The 19336-nt window shown below is 62.6% G+C and carries 17 protein-coding genes; 3 read left to right on the forward strand and 14 right to left on the reverse strand.

All coding sequences use genetic code 11. The features are described from left to right. The first annotated feature begins 17 nt into the window (after positions 1-17). Positions 18-1205, forward strand: coding sequence for a 6-phosphofructokinase (locus V1273_RS19390; protein WP_334362919.1), 1188 nt, complete (start codon positions 18-20; stop codon positions 1203-1205). A gap of 10 nt (positions 1206-1215) precedes the next feature. Here V1273_RS19390 and V1273_RS19395 read toward each other — a convergent pair whose 3' ends face one another. Beyond that, a complete protein-coding gene (locus V1273_RS19395; RefSeq protein WP_334410587.1) occupies positions 1216-1608 on the reverse strand; it encodes a YybH family protein in 393 nt (130 codons plus the stop codon). 7 nt (positions 1609-1615) lie between these two features. Beyond that, positions 1616-3298, reverse strand: a complete 1683-nt coding sequence (locus V1273_RS19400; protein ID WP_334410588.1) for a glutamine--tRNA ligase/YqeY domain fusion protein — start codon at positions 3296-3298, stop codon at positions 1616-1618. Positions 3299-3438: 140 nt separating this feature from the next. Here V1273_RS19400 and gltX point away from each other — a divergent pair, with 140 nt between their 5' ends. Together gltX and gltA are read left to right on the forward strand one after the other, a co-directional pair. Next, positions 3439-4863 carry a glutamate--tRNA ligase gene (gene gltX, locus V1273_RS19405; RefSeq protein ID WP_334410589.1) on the forward strand — a complete coding sequence of 475 codons (1425 nt, stop codon included), beginning with the start codon at positions 3439-3441 and terminating at the stop codon, positions 4861-4863. A gap of 160 nt (positions 4864-5023) precedes the next feature. After that, positions 5024-6328 (forward strand): citrate synthase, encoded by a 1305-nt coding sequence (gltA, locus tag V1273_RS19410; protein ID WP_334362925.1) that lies wholly within the window; start codon positions 5024-5026, stop codon positions 6326-6328. A gap of 154 nt (positions 6329-6482) precedes the next feature. Here gltA and lpxB read toward each other — a convergent pair whose 3' ends face one another. From lpxB to V1273_RS19470, 12 genes are all read right to left on the reverse strand, one after another. After that, complete coding sequence (gene lpxB, locus V1273_RS19415; RefSeq protein ID WP_334412242.1) at positions 6483-7646, reverse strand: lipid-A-disaccharide synthase; 1164 nt, start codon at positions 7644-7646, stop codon at positions 6483-6485. A gap of 23 nt (positions 7647-7669) precedes the next feature. Continuing rightward, the gene (locus tag V1273_RS19420) at positions 7670-8527 is read right to left on the reverse strand and encodes an LpxI family protein (RefSeq protein WP_334410590.1); all 858 of its coding nucleotides are present in this window, start codon (positions 8525-8527) and stop codon (positions 7670-7672) included. 19 nt (positions 8528-8546) lie between these two features. Beyond that, a complete protein-coding gene (gene lpxA / locus V1273_RS19425) occupies positions 8547-9350 on the reverse strand; it encodes an acyl-ACP--UDP-N-acetylglucosamine O-acyltransferase (protein ID WP_334410591.1) in 804 nt (267 codons plus the stop codon). A gap of 175 nt (positions 9351-9525) precedes the next feature. After that, positions 9526-9879 carry a hypothetical protein gene (locus tag V1273_RS19430; protein WP_334362929.1) on the reverse strand — a complete coding sequence of 118 codons (354 nt, stop codon included), beginning with the start codon at positions 9877-9879 and terminating at the stop codon, positions 9526-9528. Between the two features lie 258 nt (positions 9880-10137). After that, positions 10138-10773, reverse strand: coding sequence for a histidine phosphatase family protein (locus V1273_RS19435; protein ID WP_334362931.1), 636 nt, complete (start codon positions 10771-10773; stop codon positions 10138-10140). Between the two features lie 146 nt (positions 10774-10919). Next, complete coding sequence (fabZ, locus tag V1273_RS19440; protein ID WP_028345839.1) at positions 10920-11378, reverse strand: 3-hydroxyacyl-ACP dehydratase FabZ; 459 nt, start codon at positions 11376-11378, stop codon at positions 10920-10922. Then, positions 11378-12445, reverse strand: coding sequence for a UDP-3-O-(3-hydroxymyristoyl)glucosamine N-acyltransferase (lpxD, locus tag V1273_RS19445; protein ID WP_334410592.1), 1068 nt, complete (start codon positions 12443-12445; stop codon positions 11378-11380). The genes fabZ and lpxD overlap by 1 nt, the downstream gene beginning before the upstream one ends. Positions 12446-12572: 127 nt before the next feature. Further along, positions 12573-15107 carry an outer membrane protein assembly factor BamA gene (gene bamA / locus V1273_RS19450; RefSeq protein WP_334368915.1) on the reverse strand — a complete coding sequence of 845 codons (2535 nt, stop codon included), beginning with the start codon at positions 15105-15107 and terminating at the stop codon, positions 12573-12575. 173 nt (positions 15108-15280) lie between these two features. Then, positions 15281-16456, reverse strand: coding sequence for an RIP metalloprotease RseP (gene rseP / locus V1273_RS19455; RefSeq protein WP_334410593.1), 1176 nt, complete (start codon positions 16454-16456; stop codon positions 15281-15283). Positions 16457-16499: 43 nt separating this feature from the next. Further along, on the reverse strand, positions 16500-17723 hold the full coding sequence (gene dxr, locus V1273_RS19460; RefSeq protein WP_065747375.1) for a 1-deoxy-D-xylulose-5-phosphate reductoisomerase: 1224 nt from the start codon (positions 17721-17723) through the stop codon (positions 16500-16502). Between the two features lie 4 nt (positions 17724-17727). Next, positions 17728-18576: a phosphatidate cytidylyltransferase gene (locus V1273_RS19465; protein WP_334410594.1), complete on the reverse strand. Its 849-nt coding sequence runs from the start codon at positions 18574-18576 to the stop codon at positions 17728-17730. Then, on the reverse strand, positions 18573-19328 hold the full coding sequence (locus V1273_RS19470; protein WP_334362939.1) for an isoprenyl transferase: 756 nt from the start codon (positions 19326-19328) through the stop codon (positions 18573-18575). Before V1273_RS19470 ends, V1273_RS19465 begins: the two co-directional genes overlap by 4 nt. Positions 19329-19336 lie beyond the last annotated feature (8 nt).

The raw sequence follows: 19336 nt of genomic DNA on the forward strand, positions 1-19336 counted from the left end.
TCGCCTGCGAGGTGGGTATGGCAAAAAGGCGTATCGGCATTCTCACGGGCGGCGGCGACGTTCCCGGCCTCAACGCTGTTATCAAGAGCGTGACCTATCGCGGCAGCGAGAACGACATCGAGGTCGTCGGCCTCCGCCGTGGTTGGGAGGCCCTCACGCACGTAAACCTCGAGGACCCGGCCAGCAGGTCCCACTACATCATCCCGCTGAACCGTGACAACACGCGCACCATAGACCGGAGCGGCGGCACCATGCTGCACTCGAGCCGCACCAATCCGTCCAAGATGAAGAAGCTGCCGGATCATCTCGTCGGCAAGGACTTTCCAGCCTCGCTCAGCACGAAGGGCGGCATCGCAACCAAGACGTGGGACGTTACTACCCAGGTGCTGGCTAACCTCTCTGGGCTCGGCATCGAGCACCTGATCGCCATCGGCGGCGACGACACGCTGAGTTACGCAGCCAAGCTCAACGAACTCGGTGTCAAGATCATCGCCATTCCGAAGACCATGGACAACGACGTCCGCAACACCGAGTATTGCATCGGCTTCTCGACCGCGATCACCCGCGCCAGCGACGCCATCCAGCGGCAGCGCACCACGGTCGGTTCGCACGAGCGAATCGGCATCTTCCGCGTCTTTGGCCGCGATGCCGGATTTACAGCGCTCTATACCGCGTACGCCACCTCGATCCGGTGCGTCATACCGGAGTACAAGTTCGATCTCGACAAGCTGATCCGGTTGCTCGTCGAGGAGAAGCGCGCCAACCCGAGCAACTACGCGCTGGTCGTGCTCAGCGAGGGCGCCGCGTGGGAGGGCTACGAGGTGCAGGAATACGGCGAGCCGGATGCCTACGGCCATCGCAAGAAGGCGAGTGTGGCGGAATCGTTCGCCGACGAGATCAAGCGGCGCGTCGGCGAGGAGACGATCACGTCTGACCTCACCTACGACCTGCGATCTGGCAATCCGGACTTCATCGACAAGCTCGTGGCCCTGACTTTCGGTAACATGGCCTACGATGCCATCCTGGAAGGCAAGACCGGCCGCATGTCGGCGCTGGTGGAGGGGCGCTACGACCTCGTGCCCATCCCTGACGCCAAGCTCGGGCCGCGCAAATTGGACGTCGCCAGCACGTACAACACGGAGCGCTACCGCCCCATCTACGGCAATAAGCGAGGGCTGCCGATCTTTCTCACCCGCGCGTCATAGGGTGGCAGGCCTACGGCTCGATCAGCGGGGTCTTGGACGAGACATGATGGCTGACGATCTTCCAGTCGTCGTCCTCGCGAAGGATCACCCAGGTGATTTTGACCGACAGCGGCGAGACCTCTTCGCCGAGATCGAAATTCGCGATTCCGGCGAAATTGATCAGATCGGAGCTGACCTGCGCGATCATCACATCCGTGAACTGCACCGTTGGCGCACGCCAGCGTGGAAGCGCATTGAAATAGGCTACAACGCCTTCACTGCCGCGATAGAGCGTGGGGTTCGATCCGTAAAAGAGCGCGTGTCGCGAATAAAGCGCAGCAAGCGCGTCTGCGTCGAGCTTGCGGAACGCCGCCGACCATGTCTCGATGATGGTGGATACCGCGTCGTCGGCCGCGCTTTGCACCGTCGCCTCACCCCTTCCCGCCAACTTCCTTGGCAAAGGTGTCGCGCAGCCCAATGGTGCGGTTGAACACCGGCTTGCCCGGCGCGGAATCCTTGTCGCGCACGAAATAGCCCTGCCGTTCGAACTGCATCACCTCGCCGGAGTTGTCTGATGCGACCAACGGCTCGACCCGCGCCCCAGGCATCACTTCCAGCGATTCCGGACTGAGGTCGGCGGCGAAATTCGCGGCACTCGGGCTCGGATTCGAGAAGAGCTGATTGTAGACGCGCACTTCCGCCGGCACCGAATCCTTGGCCGATAGCCAGTGCATGGTGGCCTTTACCTTGCGGCCGTCAGGGGCGTTGCCGCCCTTGGTCGCGGGATCGTAGGTGCAGCGCAGTTCGATCACTTCGCCCGCGTCGTTCTTGATGACGCCGGTGCATTTCACAAAGTAGGCGTAGCGCAGCCGCACCTCGTTGCCCGGCGACAGGCGGAAGAATTTTTTGGGCGGGTTCTCCATGAAATCGTCGTGCTCGATATAGAGCTCGCGCCCGAACGAGATTTTGCGCGTGCCCGCGGCCGGATCGTCGGGATGGTTGACAGCCTCGAGCTCCTCGGTCTGCCCTTCCGGATAATTCTCGATGACGACTTTCAGCGGCCGCAGTACCGCCATCCGCCGCTGCGCCGTCTTGTTGAGGTGCTCGCGAATGCAGAATTCCAGCATGCCGACATCGACCACGCTGTTGGCTTTCGCCACCCCGATGCGCTTGACGAATTCGCGCACCGCGGCCGGCGGCACGCCGCGCCGTTTCAATCCCGCGATCGTCGGCATGCGCGGATCGTCCCAGCCGGAGACATGGCCGTCGCGCACGAGCTGCGTCAGCACGCGCTTCGACAAGAGCGTGTAAGTCAGATTGAGGCGGGCGAATTCGTACTGCCGCGGCTTTGACGGCACCGGCAGCTTGTCCAGCAGCCACTCATAGAGCGGCCGGTGGTCCTCGAATTCCAGCGTGCAGATCGAATGCGTGATGCCTTCGATGGCGTCCGACTGGCCGTGAGCGTAGTCGTAGCTCGGATAGATCGACCATTTGGTGCCGGTGCGCGGATGCTCGGCATGGAGGATGCGGTAGAGCACGGGGTCGCGCAGGTTGATGTTGCCGGCCGCCATGTCGATCTTGGCCCGCAGCACGCGGCTGCCGTTCGGAAACTCGCCGGCCTTCATGCGTCGGAAGAGGTCGAGGTTTTCCTCCATCGTGCGACCACGGAACGGCGAGTTCTTGCCGGGTTCCGTCAGCGTGCCGCGGTTGGTACGGATTTCCTCCTGCGACTGGTCATCGACATAGGCGTCGCCCGCTTTGATCAGGCCCTCCGCCCAGTCATACAGACGATCGAAATAGTCGGAGGCGTAATAGAGGTCGGTTCCCCAGTCGTAGCCGAGCCAATGCACGTCGGCCTGGATGGAATCGATGTATTCCTGCTCTTCCTTGGTCGGGTTGGTGTCGTCGAAGCGCAGATGACACTTGCCTCCGAACTCCTGCGCGATGCCAAAATTGAGGGCAATCGACTTGGCATGGCCGATATGCAGATAGCCGTTCGGCTCCGGCGGAAATCGGGTCACGATCCGGCTGTGCTTTTTGGAAGAGAGATCGGCCTGGACGATGTCGCGGATGAAATCGCGCCCCGCCTCTGCCGTTACCGGTTCTGTGGTCATCCTGAGTTCCTGTTAGGGATTGGCGAACCTTCTGCCAAATTCGCCCCTGTGAGCCAAGCCCACTTTGCCACCGGCCCGGGCTTTAGTTATGAACCGTTCCTGCTATACACCACCGCCGTTCACCGCTCACGTGCTTGGTAATGACCGATTCCGTCGTCACACGCTTCGCCCCTTCGCCCACCGGCTTCCTCCATATCGGAGGCGCCCGGACCGCGCTGTTCAACTGGCTCTATGCCAAGAAGCGCGGCGGCAAGATGCTGCTGCGGATCGAGGACACCGACCGCGAGCGCTCCACGGAAGCCGCCATCGCCGCGATCCTTGACGGGCTGAAATGGCTCGAGCTTGATTGGGACGACGACGTCATCTACCAGTACAGCCGCGCCGCAAGGCATCGCGAGGTCGCCGAGTCCCTGCTCGCCAGCGGCAATGCCTATCGTTGCTATGCCACTGCGGAGGAGCTGACCGCGATGCGCGAGAAGGCGCGCGCGGAGGGCCGCACCCGCCTCTATGACGGGATGTGGCGGGATCGTGATCCGGGAGAAGCGCCCGCCGGCATGAAGCCGACCATTCGCCTGAAGGCCCCGCAGACCGGCGAGACCGTGATCGAGGATCAGGTGCAGGGCCGCGTGGTCTGGCAGAACGAAAACCTCGACGACCTCGTGCTGCTGCGTGGCGACGGCAATCCGACCTACATGTTGGCTGTCGTGGTCGACGACCACGACATGGGCGTGACCCATGTCATCCGCGGCGATGATCATCTGATCAACGCCGCGCGCCAGAAACAGATCTATGATGCGCTTGGATGGGACATCCCGAACATGTCCCATATCCCGCTGATCCACGGGCCCGATGGTTCAAAACTGTCGAAGCGCCATGGCGCGCTTGGTGTCGATGCCTACCGCGCCATGGGATATCTGCCGGCGGCGCTGCGCAATTACCTGGTCCGGCTCGGCTGGAGCCATGGCGACCAGGAGATTTTCTCGACGCAGGAAATGATCGACGCGTTCGACCTGCCCGCGATCGGGCGCTCTGCTGCACGCTTCGATTTCGCCAAGCTGGAAAACCTCAACGGCCACTACATCCGCCACGCCGATGACGGCGCGCTGGTGGCCCAGTTCGAGAGCGTCTTGGACTATGTCCCCGACGGCGCCGAGCTGAAGGCAAAACTCAACGACACCACCCGCGCACAATTGCTGCGGGCGATGCCGAGCTTGAAAGAACGCGCCAAGACCTTGATCGAGCTGATCTCGGGCGCCTACTTCATCTTTGCCGACCGTCCGCTCCAGATCGAGCCGAAGGCCCTGGCTCTGCTGACGCCGGAAACCCGGGCGCTGATCGGCCAACTCCGCATCGCGCTGGAAACCGTGACCGACTGGCGCGCCGAGACCACCGAATCCGCCATGCGGAATTTCGCGGAGCAGAACAACCTCAAGCTCGGCGCCGTCGCCCAGCCACTTCGGGTGGCGCTGACCGGACGGACGACTTCGCCCGGCATTTTCGACGTTTTGGCGGTCCTGGAGCGGGAGGAATGCCTGGCCCGTCTGGGCGATCAAGCGGCCGGCTGAGCCCCTACCATATGGGGGGCTGCGGCCATCTTGCAGTGCACAGGGCAATAAGCTACGCCTTTGGCGCCGCTTCTAGACAGTCCGGCCTCTCTTGCTACTGCCTTACGAATGGCACCAAGGTCGGCCCGGTTTTTCGTAACGATTTCATCGGGGATTCACGATGGACGCAAAATCCAGCAACAAGACTGCAACGCTCACCGTAGGTAATAAGACCTACGATTTCCCGATCCTCAGCGGCACGGTGGGGCCAGATGTCATCGACATCGCCAAGCTCTACGCCCAGGCCGGGATGTTCACCTACGACCCCGGCTTCACCTCCACCGGAAGCTGCCAGTCGAAGATCACCTATATCGACGGCGACGCCGGCGTGCTGGAATACCGCGGCTACCCAATCGAGCAACTCGCCGAACAGGGCGACTTCCTCGAGACCTGCTATCTGCTGCTCTACGGGGAACTTCCGACCAAGTCTCAGAAGCAGGATTTCGACTACCGCGTAATCCATCACACCATGGTTCACGAGCAGATGGCCCGCTTCTTCCAGGGTTTTCGCCGTGACGCCCATCCCATGGCGATCATGGTCGCCGCCGTCGGCGCGCTGGCCGCATTCTATCATGATAGCACCGACATCAACGATCCGCGGCAGCGCATGATCGCTTCGATGCGCATGATCGCGAAGGTCCCGACGCTGGCCGCGATGGCCTACAAATACACCGTCGGCCAGCCCTTCATGTATCCGAAGAACTCGCTCTCCTTTGCCGAAAACTTCCTGCACATGTGCTTCGCGGTGCCCTGCGAGGAATACAAGATCAATCCGGTGCTGGCTGACGCGCTCGACAAGATCTTCATTCTGCACGCCGACCACGAGCAGAACGCCTCGACCTCGACGGTGCGTATCGCCGGCTCCTCCGGCGCCAATCCGTTCGCCTGCATCGCCGCCGGCATCGCCTGCCTGTGGGGTCCGGCGCATGGCGGCGCCAACGAGGCCGCGCTCGCGATGCTCGCGGAGATCGGCACGGTCGACAAGATTCCGGAATTCATCGCGAAGGTGAAGGACAAGAACAGCGAAGTCCGCCTGATGGGCTTTGGCCACCGTGTCTACAAGAACTACGACCCGCGCGCCAAGATCATGCAGAAGATGTGTCACGCCGTGCTGGCCGAGACCGGCCATGGCGACGATCCGATGCTGAACGTCGCGATGGAATTGGAAAGGATCGCGTTGAGCGATCAGTACTTCATCGACCGCAAGCTCTATCCGAACGTCGACTTCTATTCAGGCATCACGCTGAAGGCCATGGGCTTCCCGACCTCGATGTTCACCGTGCTGTTCGCGGTCGCCCGCACCGTCGGCTGGATCAGCCAGTGGAGCGAGATGATCGAGGATCCGCAGCAGAAGATCGGCCGTCCGCGCCAGCTCTATACCGGCGTCGCCCGCCGCGACTACGTGGCGATGGACAAGCGGAAGTAAGCGACGTCGCTTACAAGACAGCTCGGAAAGCCGGATGCGATCGCCGCGTCCGGCTTTTTTGCTTTTTCGTAGGATGAGTGGAGCGGAAGCGATACCCATCGCCGGTGTATGCCGCGATTGATGGGTATCGCTTCGCTCCACCCATCCTACATTCCTACCCCCGCCGCGCCTGCCACATCGTCGCCAACACGACGTCGGCGGCGCGCACGCTGGGCGGCTGGTTGCCGGTCGACATGATGCCGTCGATTTTGCCGAAGGCCTCGAGTTGCTTTCGACGCAGCTCGCTGTTGCCCAACGCCTCGCGCAGCGCGGCTGCGAGCTTTTCCGGCGTGCAGTTCTCCTGCAGGAATTCCGGCACGACATTCTCGCCGATCACGAGATTGGCCAAGATCACCGAGTTCACCTTGATCGCGCGCCGCAAGATCCAGGCTTCCATGGCGCCGACCCGGTAGCCCGTCACCATCGGCACACCGGCCAGTGCCAGTTCGAGCGTCACCGTACCGGATTTGGCCAGCGCCGCATGGGCGATCCGAAAGGCCGCCCGTTTGTCCTGCTCGCCGATCACGACCTGGGGCTGGACCGGCCAGCCCTTCACCGCATCGACGACCGCTTCCTGCAGATGCGGCATGGTGGGCAGCACCAGTTCGAACGGCGTGCCCTGCTCCTGCAGCAGTCCCACCGCCTGGCCGAACACCGCCATGTGGTGGCGGATTTCGTTGCGCCGGCTTCCCGGCAGCACCAGCAGCACCGGCGGCGATTCCGCCCGCCGTCTAGCCTCATCAGCGTTCGGGCGCAGCGATGACAACTGCTCGGTCAGGGGATGGCCGACATAAGTGCAAGGCGGCCCGTGCAGCCTGCGATAGGCCTCCGGCTCGAACGGCAACAGCGCCAGCACGTGATCGACGTATTTGCGCATCGCGCGCGCCCGGCCTGGCCGCCACGCCCATACCGAGGGCGACACATAATCGACGATCGGAATCTTGGGATCCTTGGCGCGCACGCGCCTGGCGACGCGATGGGTAAAGTCGGGGCTGTCGATGATGATGAGAATATCGGGCGATGCCTCCGTCACCACGATGGCCGTTTCCTTGATCAGCCCGAGGATCTTCGGCAATTCCTTGACGACTGCGGCCAGCCCGATGATCGAGAGTTCTTCAATCGGAAACAGCGACTCCAGGCCTTCGCGCGCCATTGCGCGGCCGCCGACGCCCTCGAACTGTACCGCATCACCAAGGCGCTGGCGCAGCACCTTCATCAAGCTGGCGCCGAGGCGATCGCCGGATTCTTCCGTCGCGATCAGAAATATCCTCCGCTCCATCCCGGCGGTCGCGCGAGGCGGCGTCACGCGGGCAAGCCCTGGATGAACAAGCCGGCACTATCAGCAATCTCGATCATGGCTTGCGAGTCCGCGGCAATGGTGTGGCCGGCGATCACGGCAATGCCGGCGAGCCCAGCTTTTGCCACGCCTTCGATGGTTTTTGCGCCCACGGCCGGCAGGTCGAACCGCAAATCCTGCCCGCTCTTCGGCGCCTTCACCAGCACGCCGCGGCCGGATTTGGCGCGAATGCGCCCCGCCTCGCGCAGCCTCGCCACGCGCGCCAGCAGCCCGTCGGTACCCTCGATATCCTCCACCGCGACCACGTGCCCGTCGATCACGACCACGGCCTGGCCGATGTCGAACGGACCGAGCGCGCCGAGCACTTCCCGCCCCTTGGCAATATCGGCGGTGGCGGCAGCATCCGGCATGGCACGGGCAATTTGCCCCTCTGGCATCAGCACGTCGGGGGCGACATCCCTGATACCGACCATCCGGAAACCGTCCTGTTCGAGGATGCGGCCGATCCCCGACAACAGGTGATCGTCGCCGCCGCGAAACGCCGCCCAGACGCGGCCGATCACGCGGATCGTTCCCCAGTCCAGCCTGATTTCCGACAGCGCAGGCCGCAGCAGCGTGCCGATGAAGATCAGGTCGCGGCAGCCCTCACTACGGAACAGCCTTGTCGCGCGGCCGAGTTGTCCGACCGAGATCCAGTGATGGCGGAAGCGGCCGACGCGATCTGGATCGCAGGCGCCGCGCAGTGCGAACAGCACTGGCGCCAATCCCCGCGCGGCAAGCGAATCCGCCACCGCGAATGGCATTGCGCCGCCGCCTGCGATGACGCCGACGGGCGATGAAATGTCGGAAGCCGCTGAGATCATGGCTGCGGCGATCCCGTCATCAAGGCTTGTTGCCGTCGCCGGCGGGAAGGCAGAGCGGACGAAGTTTACCGTCGCCGATGAAGGCAAGGATTTCGGCGATCGCCGGATCCTCTCCAGCCATCGGCTGAACTGCATTCAGCCGCTCGGCAAAAATACCGGGTCCGTGAAACAGCTTTTGGTAGAACGAGCGCACCTTCGCCAGCCGCTCCCTGGTGAACTTGCGGCGCTTCATGCCGATGATGTTCAGCCCTTCGAGACTGGCATACTGTCCATTGGCGAGCCCGAACGGAATGATGTCGCCGCGGACGCCGCAGACGCCACCGACCATCACCTGCGGCCCGATCCGCGTGAACTGATGCACGGCAGACAGCCCGCCGATGTAGACGAAATCGCCGATCTCGCAATGACCGCCCAGCGTCGCAGACGTCGCGAAGATAACATCGCTCCCCACGACGCAATCGTGGCCGACGTGGCTGTTGTTCATGAAGTAACCGCGTGCGCCCACCCGCGTGAGGCCGCCGCCCTTCTTCGTTCCGACATTCATCGTTACGCCTTCGCGGATGGTGCACCCTTCGCCGATCTCGAGCCGGGTCGGTTCACCGCGATAGCTGAGGTCCTGCGGCGGGCCTCCCAATGCAGCAAATGGGTAAATGACACAGCCATCGGCGACGGTCGTATGCCCCGCCACGTTCACATGCGCGGTCAACTTGCAGTTCGCGCCGATGGTGACGTTCGGCCCGATGATGCAATAGGGGCCGATTTTCGTCCCCTCTCCGATCACAGCGCCATCCTCAACCCGCGCGGTTGGATCGATCGTACCCATCAAGCAGCCCAGCCCATCGATTGCGCGCGAATATCTCGCGTTTTCCGGTGGTTAGCGCGGCATTTCAATGCTGTCTAGTGACGTATGATTACGTCATGTGTCGGGCGCGCAGCGCCCGCAAGATTCCCATCCGCTGCCGCCCGTCTCCGCAGCCGAAGGCCGAGACAAGCCGTCACTATGTCATGCTGCCGGGCAGGAAGCAGCGGATCGAAATCCCGAGCGAATCCTTGAGCGGCCACACCATGGTCCGGCCCGCGCGATTTGGTTCGGTAATCACCGCATCGTCAGGGACGTCGATCCATTGGCCCTCGAGCCGCACACGGTAATGACCGTCCTTGGATTCCCAATCGACATCGGCGACAGCAGAGCCATCAGCGTCGGAGCAACATGGCCCCTTTCCGCTCCTGAGGCTGTCGAACCACGACTTCAGCGGGGATTTGGCGTAGCGACCGTCATCGCGGGCTACGGCATGTCCGCCGAGAACAATAGCTGCGCCTAGCAGTGCAACACCGACCCAGAGAGACTTCATGCGGCCATCCGCCAACAGATTCCCCACGGTATCTATAAAGCTGCTGGGCCGGCTGAAGTTCCCTCAACACGTCACAATTAGGCTGGACCGATCACCCAAGGTTGATGCACGGTCGAACGGTGTCCTGCTGGAGTGTTTTCCAGCGAAAGCCTGCCCCGGACTTGGTCCGGGGGTGGACAGCGGTTCTCGCGTCAAGAAAACGCGGAAAAGCAGGAAATCTAAAGCCCGGTTCTGATTCAATCAGAACCGAAAACGGCTCTAGCTGCCGGTCTGAGCAATCCATTCGCCAGGTTGCACGCGCGTGACCAGGACGGCCGGGCCTGAGCCACCGGTCTTGTAGACGAGCGCCTCGCCCTCGCGGATATCGCCAAATTCCTTTCCGAAGGCATCGGCGACGTTGGTCTTGTGTGTCACGACCACATTATTGACGCCGGCTTTCAGAGGCGCATTGACGAGATCGCGGACGGCGCGCCCAATTTTGGCGTTCTTGCCGTCGGGGTTCGCCATCGCCGACGCACTGCCGGCGCCGCTGTCGGTCAGGGCGTCGACGGGAGAGACGTCCTTACCGCTGAGCAGCTTGCCGGTCTCGACCGCGCGGTTTAGCTGGCTCGTGTAGACTTCGCCGATTGGTATGCCAAGTTTCGCGAGCGCAGCCCCAAGTTCGCGCGCAAGCGTGCGGCCCTTCTCGCTCAGTTGGCGCTGTGCACTCATATCGTCGAATTTGAAGGGGTAAATGTCCTTCTGGCTATCGTCAGTGGCGCCGTGTCGAAACACGATGACGTAGCCGCCACCCTTGAGAGAGGCGACAAGACCATTGAGGTCTGCCGCGTAACCTTGCGGCGGCATCAGCAGAAAAATGACCAAACACGAAATGATGGACGCAAACTTGTTCAAGGACGCCTCCGTTAAAAAAACGTGGACCCAAGCCAGGTCTAATCCGCAAATTTCGTCAAACGACCTCGAAAACGGGTCCCACTACCAAGGATTGAACAAAGACATCAGGAAGACGTCAGTTGTGTGACGGGTAAATTCAATCCGGCTCAATCCGTCAGCATCGCGCCGACGTCGGCTTCCGCGACCACGGCACCATTTACCTTGGCGTCGCCGTGAAACCACCACATCGCCTTGCGGCGGCCGATCGAGCGCATGTGGTACTCGATGGTGTCGCCGGGCATCACCGGCTTGCGGAATTTGCACTTGTCGATGGTGAGGAAATAAACCGCGCGTGGCTTCTCGGTGCCTTCGACCGACTTGATGCCGATCACGCCGGCGGTCTGCGCCATGGCCTCGATCATCATCACGCCGGGATAGACCGGACGTTCGGGGAAATGGCCGAGAAACGGCGGCTCGTTGAAGGTAACGTTCTTGATGCCGATGCCGCTGTAATCGGTCCGGATCTTGATCACCCGATCGATCAGCAGCATTGGATAACGGTGCGGGAGCGTCTTGAGGATCTCGTTGATATCCACGAGCTCAAACCTGACCGGTGCCTCCTCCATCACTCGCGCCCCTCGCCTTTCGGATCGACGGCGCCACCCTGCACCAGCCGCTCCACTGCAACAATCTCCCTGAACCACTGCTTGGTCGGTTTGGCAAAATGTCCGCCCCAGCGGCCATTGGGTGGGATATCGTCCTTGACCGCGCTCATCGCCGTCACCTGCGCGCCATCGCCGATCTTGAGGTGGTTGTTGATGCCCACCTTGGCGCCCAGCGCGACGTTGTCACCGATCGTCAGACTGCCCGCGAGCCCGATCTGGGCCGCGAGCAGGCAGTGCCTGCCGATGGTCACATTGTGGCCGATCTGAACCTGATTGTCGATTTTGGTGCCCTCGCCGATCACGGTATCCCGCAGGCTGCCGCGGTCGATGCAGGTGCCGGCGCCGATCTCGACATCGTTCTGGATCAGGACGCGGCCGGTCTGGGGCACCTTCAGATGGCCCTCGGGGCCGAAGAAAATGAAGCCATAACCGTCCTGGCCGATGCTGCAGGCGGGGTGGATCAGCACGTTGTTGCCGATCAGGGCGAACTGGATCGCGGTGCGCGCACCTACATTGCAGTCGCGGCCGATTTTGACGTCGGCGCCGATTACCGCGCCGGCACCGATTACGGTGCCAGTGCCGATCTCGACCCGTGGGCCGATCACCGCGAGCGGATCGACGATGACGCCGTCCTCGAGATGGGCGGACGGGTCGATGATCGCCGATGGCGCGATGCCGTCATTGTCGAACCAGGATTGTGGGCGGAGCGCATCGGCGTGCCACTCGCGCGCCAGCTTCACGAAGGCGCGGAACGGCTGGGCCGCCCGCAGCACCGCCACATGGGCGGGCACCTGGGCCTCGAAACGCGGGCTGACCAGGCAAGCGCCGGCTTTGGTCGCCTTGAGCTGATCGGCGTATTTGAGATTGTCGAAGAACGCCAGATGCATCGGACCGGCTTCGTCGAGCGAAGCGAGGCCCCTAATCACGTCACCGTCCCGCGCAGGGTCGACCAATACCGCTCCTGTCAACGCGGCCAGCTCGGCCAGCGTTGAGGAAGGAGGTTGCTTGAAGAATATCGGCTGCGCCATTTCACCCGTCGCAGTCCGGCCGCTATTCACACCAGAGAGCCGGCTTCGAAGACGCGAAGCCGAACCCTCCTCCTATTCCTTGGTGTTCTCGTCACGTGGACCTTAGTCCATTTCGCTTCAAGACACCTTAGAACGATGTGCCACCGCCAAACTTGAATTCCTGCACGCGGTCAAACTGGCCCTTCGTAAGCGGAACCGCATAGTCGAAGCGGAGCGGACCGAAGGGCGAGGCCCAGATCAGGCCGACACCCACCGAGGTGCGAACCACATTGCCGTTGTCGAACTGCAATCCCGTACAAGTTCCGGCACTGGCCGGAGTGGTCGCCGTCGCCTGCGTCGGCGGGATGCAACCAGGCAGGTTGACCTCGCCCGTTGCCGCCCACGACGTCGGTCCCTTGTAGTCGAACAGTCCACCGGCGTCGGCATAGACCGAGCCCTTGAGCCCGACTTCCTTCGGCAGGAACCAGAACGGCATCTGCAATTCGAACGAAGCGCCCCAGTACTTGGTGCCGCCGAGCGCATCACGTGTACCGAACGGATTCAAATCGCGCGGACCGATACCGTTCGGCGCAAAACCGCGCACCAGGTTCGGACCCATCTGGAAGTGATCGAGCATGCGCAGTTCGCTGCCGCCGAACTGGTTGAGAATGCCGCCCTGGAGATGGATCAGGCCGACGATATCGGCGACCAGCGGGGTGTAGTACTTCGCGTCGATCGCCGACTTGATGTACTTCACGTCGCCGCCGACGCCGGCGAAGTCCTGCTTCCAGTCGATCAGCAAGCCGTCGGTCGGGTTCTTGTTGTTGTCCAGCGTGTTGTAGTTCAGCGAATAGCCGACCGACGAGGTCAGCGCCTTGCCGCTCTGCAGTTCCCTGCGGATCGGCAGCGAAGCTTCGCCGTCGAAGTAACATCCGAGACCGTTTGTGGATGTCAGGTCGATGGGGGGAGTCTGACTCGCCGCAAAGGCCGGGCTTGGATTGAAGGCGAGCAACGAGTTCGCCGGGTTGTTGTTACAGTTGGCGAGCGTGCTCGGCAGCGAGATTTCCTGCTGATAGATCGAGTAGCGCAACTGAAGCGCGAGATCTTCGCGCAAGGTGAAGCCGAGCCGCGGGCTGAAGCCCAACGTCTTGGTGCCGTACGCGATGTAGCTGTTGGCGAGCTGTTCACGATAGAACAGGTCGAGGCCAAGCGCGACGCGATAGTCGAACAAATAGGGGTCGACGAACGACAGCGAACCGCCGCGCGCGTACTGACCGTAGGTCACAGCAGCCTTCGCATACAGGCCGCGGCCGAGGAAGTTGCGCTCGGAGATGCTGACTTCGGCCAGTGCGCCGTCCGTGGTCGAATAGCCGCCCGACACCGAGAAGTCGCCGGTCGATTTTTCTTCGAGATCGACGATCAGGATCACGCGATCGGTCGACGAGCCGGGCTCGGTCAGGATCTTCACGCTCTTGAAGAAGTCGAGGTTCTTCAGCCGGCGCTCGGCGCGATCGACCAGGGCACGGTTGTAGGCGTCGCCTTCGGACAGGTCGAACTCGCGGCGGATCACGTAGTCGCGGGTACGGGTGTTACCGCGGACGTTGATGCGCTCGATATAGGTTCGCGGGCCTTCGTCGACGGCGAACACGATCGAAACGGTGTGCTGCTCGAAATTGCGATCGCCGCGCGGACGCACCACGGCGAAGGCGTAGCCGCGCCGTGAAGCCTCGATCTGCATTTCCTCGACGGATTTCTCCAGCGCCTCGGCATTGTAAACCGAGCCGACGCTGACGCGCGAGAAGCTGCGCATCGAGGCGGCATCGAGGGTCGGGATGGAGGTCTGGAAATCGACGGAGGCAACGCGATATTGCTGCCCCTCATCGATCTTGAAGGTGACGAGGAAGCCCTTCTTCTCGGGGTCATACTCGGTCAGTGCGGCGACCACCTGCACGTCGGCGTAACCGTTCTTGAGGTAGAAGCGGCGAATCAGATCGCGGTCCGCCTCGACCCGGTCGGGATCATAGACGTCGGCGCCGCCGAGGAAGCTCAGAAGGTTCGATTCGCGCGTCTTGATGACGTCCTTGAGGCGATAGGACGAATAGGCGACGTTGCCGATGAATTCGATCGACTTGACGCCGGTCTTGCCGCCTTCGGTGATCGTGAAGATCAGATCGACGCGGTTGTTCGGCTGCTCGATGATTTCCGGAGTGACGCGCACGTCATAGCGGCCGGAGCGCCGGTAGATTTCGGCGATGCGCTGGGCGTCCGACTGAACCATCGGACGCGAGAAAGTACCGCGCGGCTTGGACTGGATTTCAGCCGAAAGCTGTTCGTCCTTGACCTTCTTGTTGCCTTCGAAGGCGATGCGCCCGATCACGGCGTTTTCGACGACCGTCACGACCAGCCGACCGCCGACCTGGTTGATTCGCACGTCCTGGAACAGGCCGGTCTCGATCAGCGCTTTCAGGCCATCGTCGATCTGGGCCTGCCCGAGGCGGCCGCCGGGGCCTGGCTTGAAATAGGAGCGGATGGTCTCGACCTCGACACGCCGGTTCCCTTCAACGACGATCGACGCCGCGGTCTGGGCCGCAGCCGGCACAGACACCAACACGCCCCCCATCGGCGCGGCCACCATGATCAGAGCGGCCAGCAGACCCCCCCGCACTCGCATTCCCAACATCATGCGCAACGCGCCCTCGTCATTGCACTGCCGGCTCGTACCCCTACGAACCGGCAGAATCCCAAAGTTGCATTGCTTGTAGCCAATTTCGACAGGGGGGCAAACCAGACATCGCGATGCGATTCCAATTTCATTCCAAGACGTTGCCAAAGGGCAACGTCATAAAAAAGCCGCTTCTACGACCTCCCGAACAGCCCCCTCAGCCACGGCACCTGATGGAAGTCGTTATAGAAGGCGAACACCATCAGCATCAGGACCAGAACCAGCCCGACTCGGAACCCGTATTCCTGGGATTTTTCCGACAATGGACGCCCGCGGAGCACCTCGGCCGTGTAGAACATAAGGTGACCGCCATCGAGCAAGGGCACCGGGAACAAATTCAATAGCCCGATCGAGATGGACAGCACCGCCGCCAGATGCAGCAGCGGAATGATTCCCAAGGTAGCCACCTGCCCCGAAATCTGCGCGATCCGAATCGGCCCGCCGATCTGGTCCGCGCTCGCCCGGCCGGTAAAGATGTTACCGATATAGGCGAGCGTCTGCTCGATGACGAACCAGGTTTCCTTGATTCCGAGCCAGAATGCGGTCGCCGGATCGACCTTCTCGGTGGTCACCTCGCCCGGCGAGGTCGCACGGGTGATGCCGAGAATTCCGAGCCTTTGGGTATTTCCGAACGGATCCTTCACTTCGCGCAGTTCCGGCGTGCCCTTCAATTCAAGCGTGGAATCACCCCGCTTGACGGTGAAGGTCATGGTTTCGCCGGCGCGAACGCTCACGAAGCGCTGCATGTCGGAGAAGCTGCCGATCTTTTTGCCGTCGATGGCGGTGACGACGTCGCCGACCTGAAAGCCCGCCCGCTCGGCGGCGCTGCTGGCTTCGATCTTGTCGACGCGTGCCGTCGTGCTCGGCTTGCCGAAGAAAGTGAAGAGACAGGTGAAAATGACGATCGCCAGAATGAAATTCGCGATCGGACCGGCGGCCACGATGGCTGCGCGCGCGCCGACTTTCTTGTGATGGAAACTGCCGGCGCGCTCTTCCTCGCTCATGCGGGCGAGCGATTCGGCCGATGCGGGCGTCGAAGCTTCCGATTCGTCGCCGAAGAACTTCACGTAACCGCCGAGCGGGATCGCGGAAATCTTCCAGCGCGTGCCGTGACGGTCGTTGAAGCCGGCAAGTTCCGGCCCGAACCCGAGCGAGAACGTCAACACCTTCACGCCCGCCCAGCGGGCGACCAGGAAGTGGCCGAGTTCATGGAAGAACACGACGATGGTCAGAACGAACAAAAAGGGAATGATGTAGCCGATGAGCCCGTGGCCCAACGTACTGAAACTGCTTAGAAAAAACTCTGACATCAGGTTCCCCTCGACAAGAGCCGATGGCTCCGTCCCCAACCCTCTAGGATGCCTTTAAGGCAATTTGAGGCAATAGGGAGGCGGCTCGATTTCGCGCGTTATGGTCAACGGAGATCGCGTCGTCCGCCGAGCTCAAAGGCGCAAGGTTCCCGGCACGAATCCAATCGTTGATGGTGGCTTCGACGAGGCGCGCGATCGACCCGAATTTGATCTTTCCGGCGATGAACGCCGCCACCGCCACCTCATTGGCGGCGTTGAATACCGTGGTCGCGCCACGCCCTGTACGTAACGCCTCGTAGGCCAGCCGCAAGCCCGGGAACCGCTCGAAGTCCGGCGCCTCGAACGTGAGCTGGCCGATTTTTGCGAGGTCCAGCCTGGCCGACGGGCCAACGATTCGATCGGGCCATCCAAGGCAGTGCGCGATCGGGATGCGCATGTCGGGCGCGCCGAGCTGCGCAACCACAGAGCGATCGGAGAATTCGACCATGCCGTGGATGATCGACTGCGGATGCACGAGGACGTCGATCTCGTCGGCCGAGAGCGCGAACAGATAGGAGGCTTCGATGACTTCGAGGCCCTTGTTCATCATCGAGGCCGAATCAATGGTGATCTTCTGACCCATGCTCCAGTTCGGATGCTTCAAGGCCTGCTCAAGCGTCGCCTGCTCGATGTCGGCCGGCGCCCAGGTGCGAAACGGGCCACCGGATGCGGTGATGATCACGCGCACCAATTCCTCGCGATTGCCGGAAGAGAGCGCCTGAAACAGCGCGTTGTGTTCGGAATCTGCCGGGAGGATGCAGGCGCCGGCCTTCGCCGCGCGCTGCATGAAGAAATCGCCGGCACACACCAGGCATTCCTTGTTCGCCAATGCGACGGCGGCGCCGCGGTCGACCGCAGCAAGCGCAGGCTTCAGCCCAGCCGCGCCGCTCACCGCCGCCATCACCCAGTCGGCGGGACGCGCGGCGGCCTCGATGATCGCGCTTTCGCCGGCGCCGCATTCGATGTTCGTGCCTGCCAGCGCATCCTTCAGTTCGCCAAGGCGCGCGGGATCGGCGATCGCAGCGAATCGTACGCCGAATTCCTTCGCGAGCCTGGCCAGCGCTTCGACGTTGGAATTCGCGGTCAGCGCCTCGACCTGGTAGCGGTCGCGCGCGCCGCGCAGCAGATCCATGGTGCTGTCGCCGATGGAACCGGTGGCGCCCAATACCGTGACGGTGCGCGCATCCGACCAAGCGGCCTTGTTGTTACGCAATGGAACTGCGCTCATCGTTTCACCAAACCATAAGACCGCGACCGACGCCATCGGCGCCGCCCCGCAGAAAGCCGAAAAGTGCCGCCACGACAACGGCTGCGACAAACCCGTCCAGGCGGTCCATTAGTCCGCCATGGCCGGGAATGATGTGACTTGAGTCCTTTACGCCAAAACGGCGCTTCACGGCGGATTCGAAGAGGTCGCCGAGCTGGGAAACCACCGAAAGGGCCGCCGAAAGCAGCAACAACGGTCCCATCTTACCGAGACCGAAGGCGGCAAACCCGCCTGCCACGGCCAGACTGGCGGCAAAACCGCCGACGGCGCCGGCCCAGGTCTTTTTCGGGCTGACGCGCGGCCACAGTTTTGGTCCGCCAATACCGCGGCCCGCGAAATAGCCTCCACTGTCGGTCACCCACACAATCAGCAGCACGAACATCAGGGCGGCAAAACCCTTTACGGAATCCAGACGCACCAGGACCGAGGCAATTTCGGCCGCTGCCGCGTACAGAAATCCGGCTGCCGCCCAGTTTCGCCGCTCCGGCGCGATCGATACCACCGCGACAAGGCCGATGCCGAGCGCGATCAGGGCGGCATCGAGCCGGCCGATCGCAAAGCAAACTCCGCCGAGCGCAAGCGCGGCCACGCCTGGGACGATCACACGCGTTGCCCCGGCGAGGCCCACGATCGCGAGCCATTCGACGAACAGGCCGACGGCCGCCAGCGTCACCAGCGCGGCCCACAGCCAGCCGCCCGCATAGGCGATGGCGACCGCAAGCGGAATCAGCACTGCGGCGGCGGCGATACGCATCACGAGATTGCGCGAATCGGGCGCGCTTGCTGCCGCCGGCGCGGGCTCGGGGTCGGTCACGATCCGGTTTTCGCAACCAGACCGCCGAAGCGGCGTTCCCGTCTGGCATATTCGGCAATGGCGCTTTCGAGCGCGGCCTTGTCGAAATCGGGCCAGTGGATCGGCACGAATACAAGTTCGCTATAGGCCGCCTGCCACATCAGGAAGTTCGACAGCCGCTGTTCGCCGCTGGTGCGGATGATCAGGTCGGGATCGGGAATGTCAGGTGCATCGAGATAGCGGCCGAGCGTATCGGCATCGATCGAGGCGGGATCGCGCTTGCCCTCCGCGACTTCACGCGCCAGCCGTTGGGCAGCGCCGGCAATTTCCTGGCGCGATCCGTAGTTGAACGCGACTACGAGATTGAGCTTGGTGTTACCTCTCGTCAGTTCCTCGGCCTCGTTCAAGAGCGTGCAGATATCGGGCTCCAGCCCCTCTCGTTCACCGATTACGCGCACGCGCACGCCGTCGCGGTGCAGCGTCGCCAGATCGTTGCGGATAAAGCGGCGGAGCAATCCAAAGAGATCGCCGATTTCGGTCGCCGGCCGCGACCAGTTTTCGGAGCTGAACGAAAAGATCGTCAGATAGAGCACGCCGAGTTCATGGGCGGCGCGAACGACGCGGCGCAGCGCCTCGACGCCGCGGCGGTGGCCTTCGGCGCGCGGCAAGCCGCGCGCTGCCGCCCAGCGCCCATTTCCGTCCATGATGATCGCCACATGCAACGGGACGGAGCGATCCGGTCCTTCCGTGGCGGGGGCGGCGGCGTTCGGCATTATCTGAA

The organism is Bradyrhizobium sp. AZCC 1721 (genome assembly GCF_036924715.1).
GTDB lineage: Bacteria > Pseudomonadota > Alphaproteobacteria > Rhizobiales > Xanthobacteraceae > Bradyrhizobium.

What these genes read in the sequence shown, in the direction of transcription:
- V1273_RS19390 (WP_334362919.1), top strand. Translation starts at nt 18, where the DNA reads ATGGCAAAAAGGCGTATCGGCATTCTCACGGGCGGCGGCGACGTTCCC.
- V1273_RS19400 (WP_334410588.1), bottom strand. Translation starts at nt 3,298, where the DNA reads ATGACCACAGAACCGGTAACGGCAGAGGCGGGGCGCGATTTCATCCGC.
- gltX (WP_334410589.1), top strand. Translation starts at nt 3,439, where the DNA reads ATGACCGATTCCGTCGTCACACGCTTCGCCCCTTCGCCCACCGGCTTC.
- gltA (WP_334362925.1), top strand. Translation starts at nt 5,024, where the DNA reads ATGGACGCAAAATCCAGCAACAAGACTGCAACGCTCACCGTAGGTAAT.
- lpxB (WP_334412242.1), bottom strand. Translation starts at nt 7,646, where the DNA reads ATGGAGCGGAGGATATTTCTGATCGCGACGGAAGAATCCGGCGATCGC.
- V1273_RS19420 (WP_334410590.1), bottom strand. Translation starts at nt 8,527, where the DNA reads ATGATCTCAGCGGCTTCCGACATTTCATCGCCCGTCGGCGTCATCGCA.
- lpxA (WP_334410591.1), bottom strand. Translation starts at nt 9,350, where the DNA reads ATGGGTACGATCGATCCAACCGCGCGGGTTGAGGATGGCGCTGTGATC.
- V1273_RS19430 (WP_334362929.1), bottom strand. Translation starts at nt 9,879, where the DNA reads ATGAAGTCTCTCTGGGTCGGTGTTGCACTGCTAGGCGCAGCTATTGTT.
- fabZ (WP_028345839.1), bottom strand. Translation starts at nt 11,378, where the DNA reads ATGGAGGAGGCACCGGTCAGGTTTGAGCTCGTGGATATCAACGAGATC.
- lpxD (WP_334410592.1), bottom strand. Translation starts at nt 12,445, where the DNA reads ATGGCGCAGCCGATATTCTTCAAGCAACCTCCTTCCTCAACGCTGGCC.
- bamA (WP_334368915.1), bottom strand. Translation starts at nt 15,107, where the DNA reads ATGATGTTGGGAATGCGAGTGCGGGGGGGTCTGCTGGCCGCTCTGATC.
- rseP (WP_334410593.1), bottom strand. Translation starts at nt 16,456, where the DNA reads ATGTCAGAGTTTTTTCTAAGCAGTTTCAGTACGTTGGGCCACGGGCTC.
- dxr (WP_065747375.1), bottom strand. Translation starts at nt 17,723, where the DNA reads ATGAGCGCAGTTCCATTGCGTAACAACAAGGCCGCTTGGTCGGATGCG.
- V1273_RS19470 (WP_334362939.1), bottom strand. Translation starts at nt 19,328, where the DNA reads ATGCCGAACGCCGCCGCCCCCGCCACGGAAGGACCGGATCGCTCCGTC.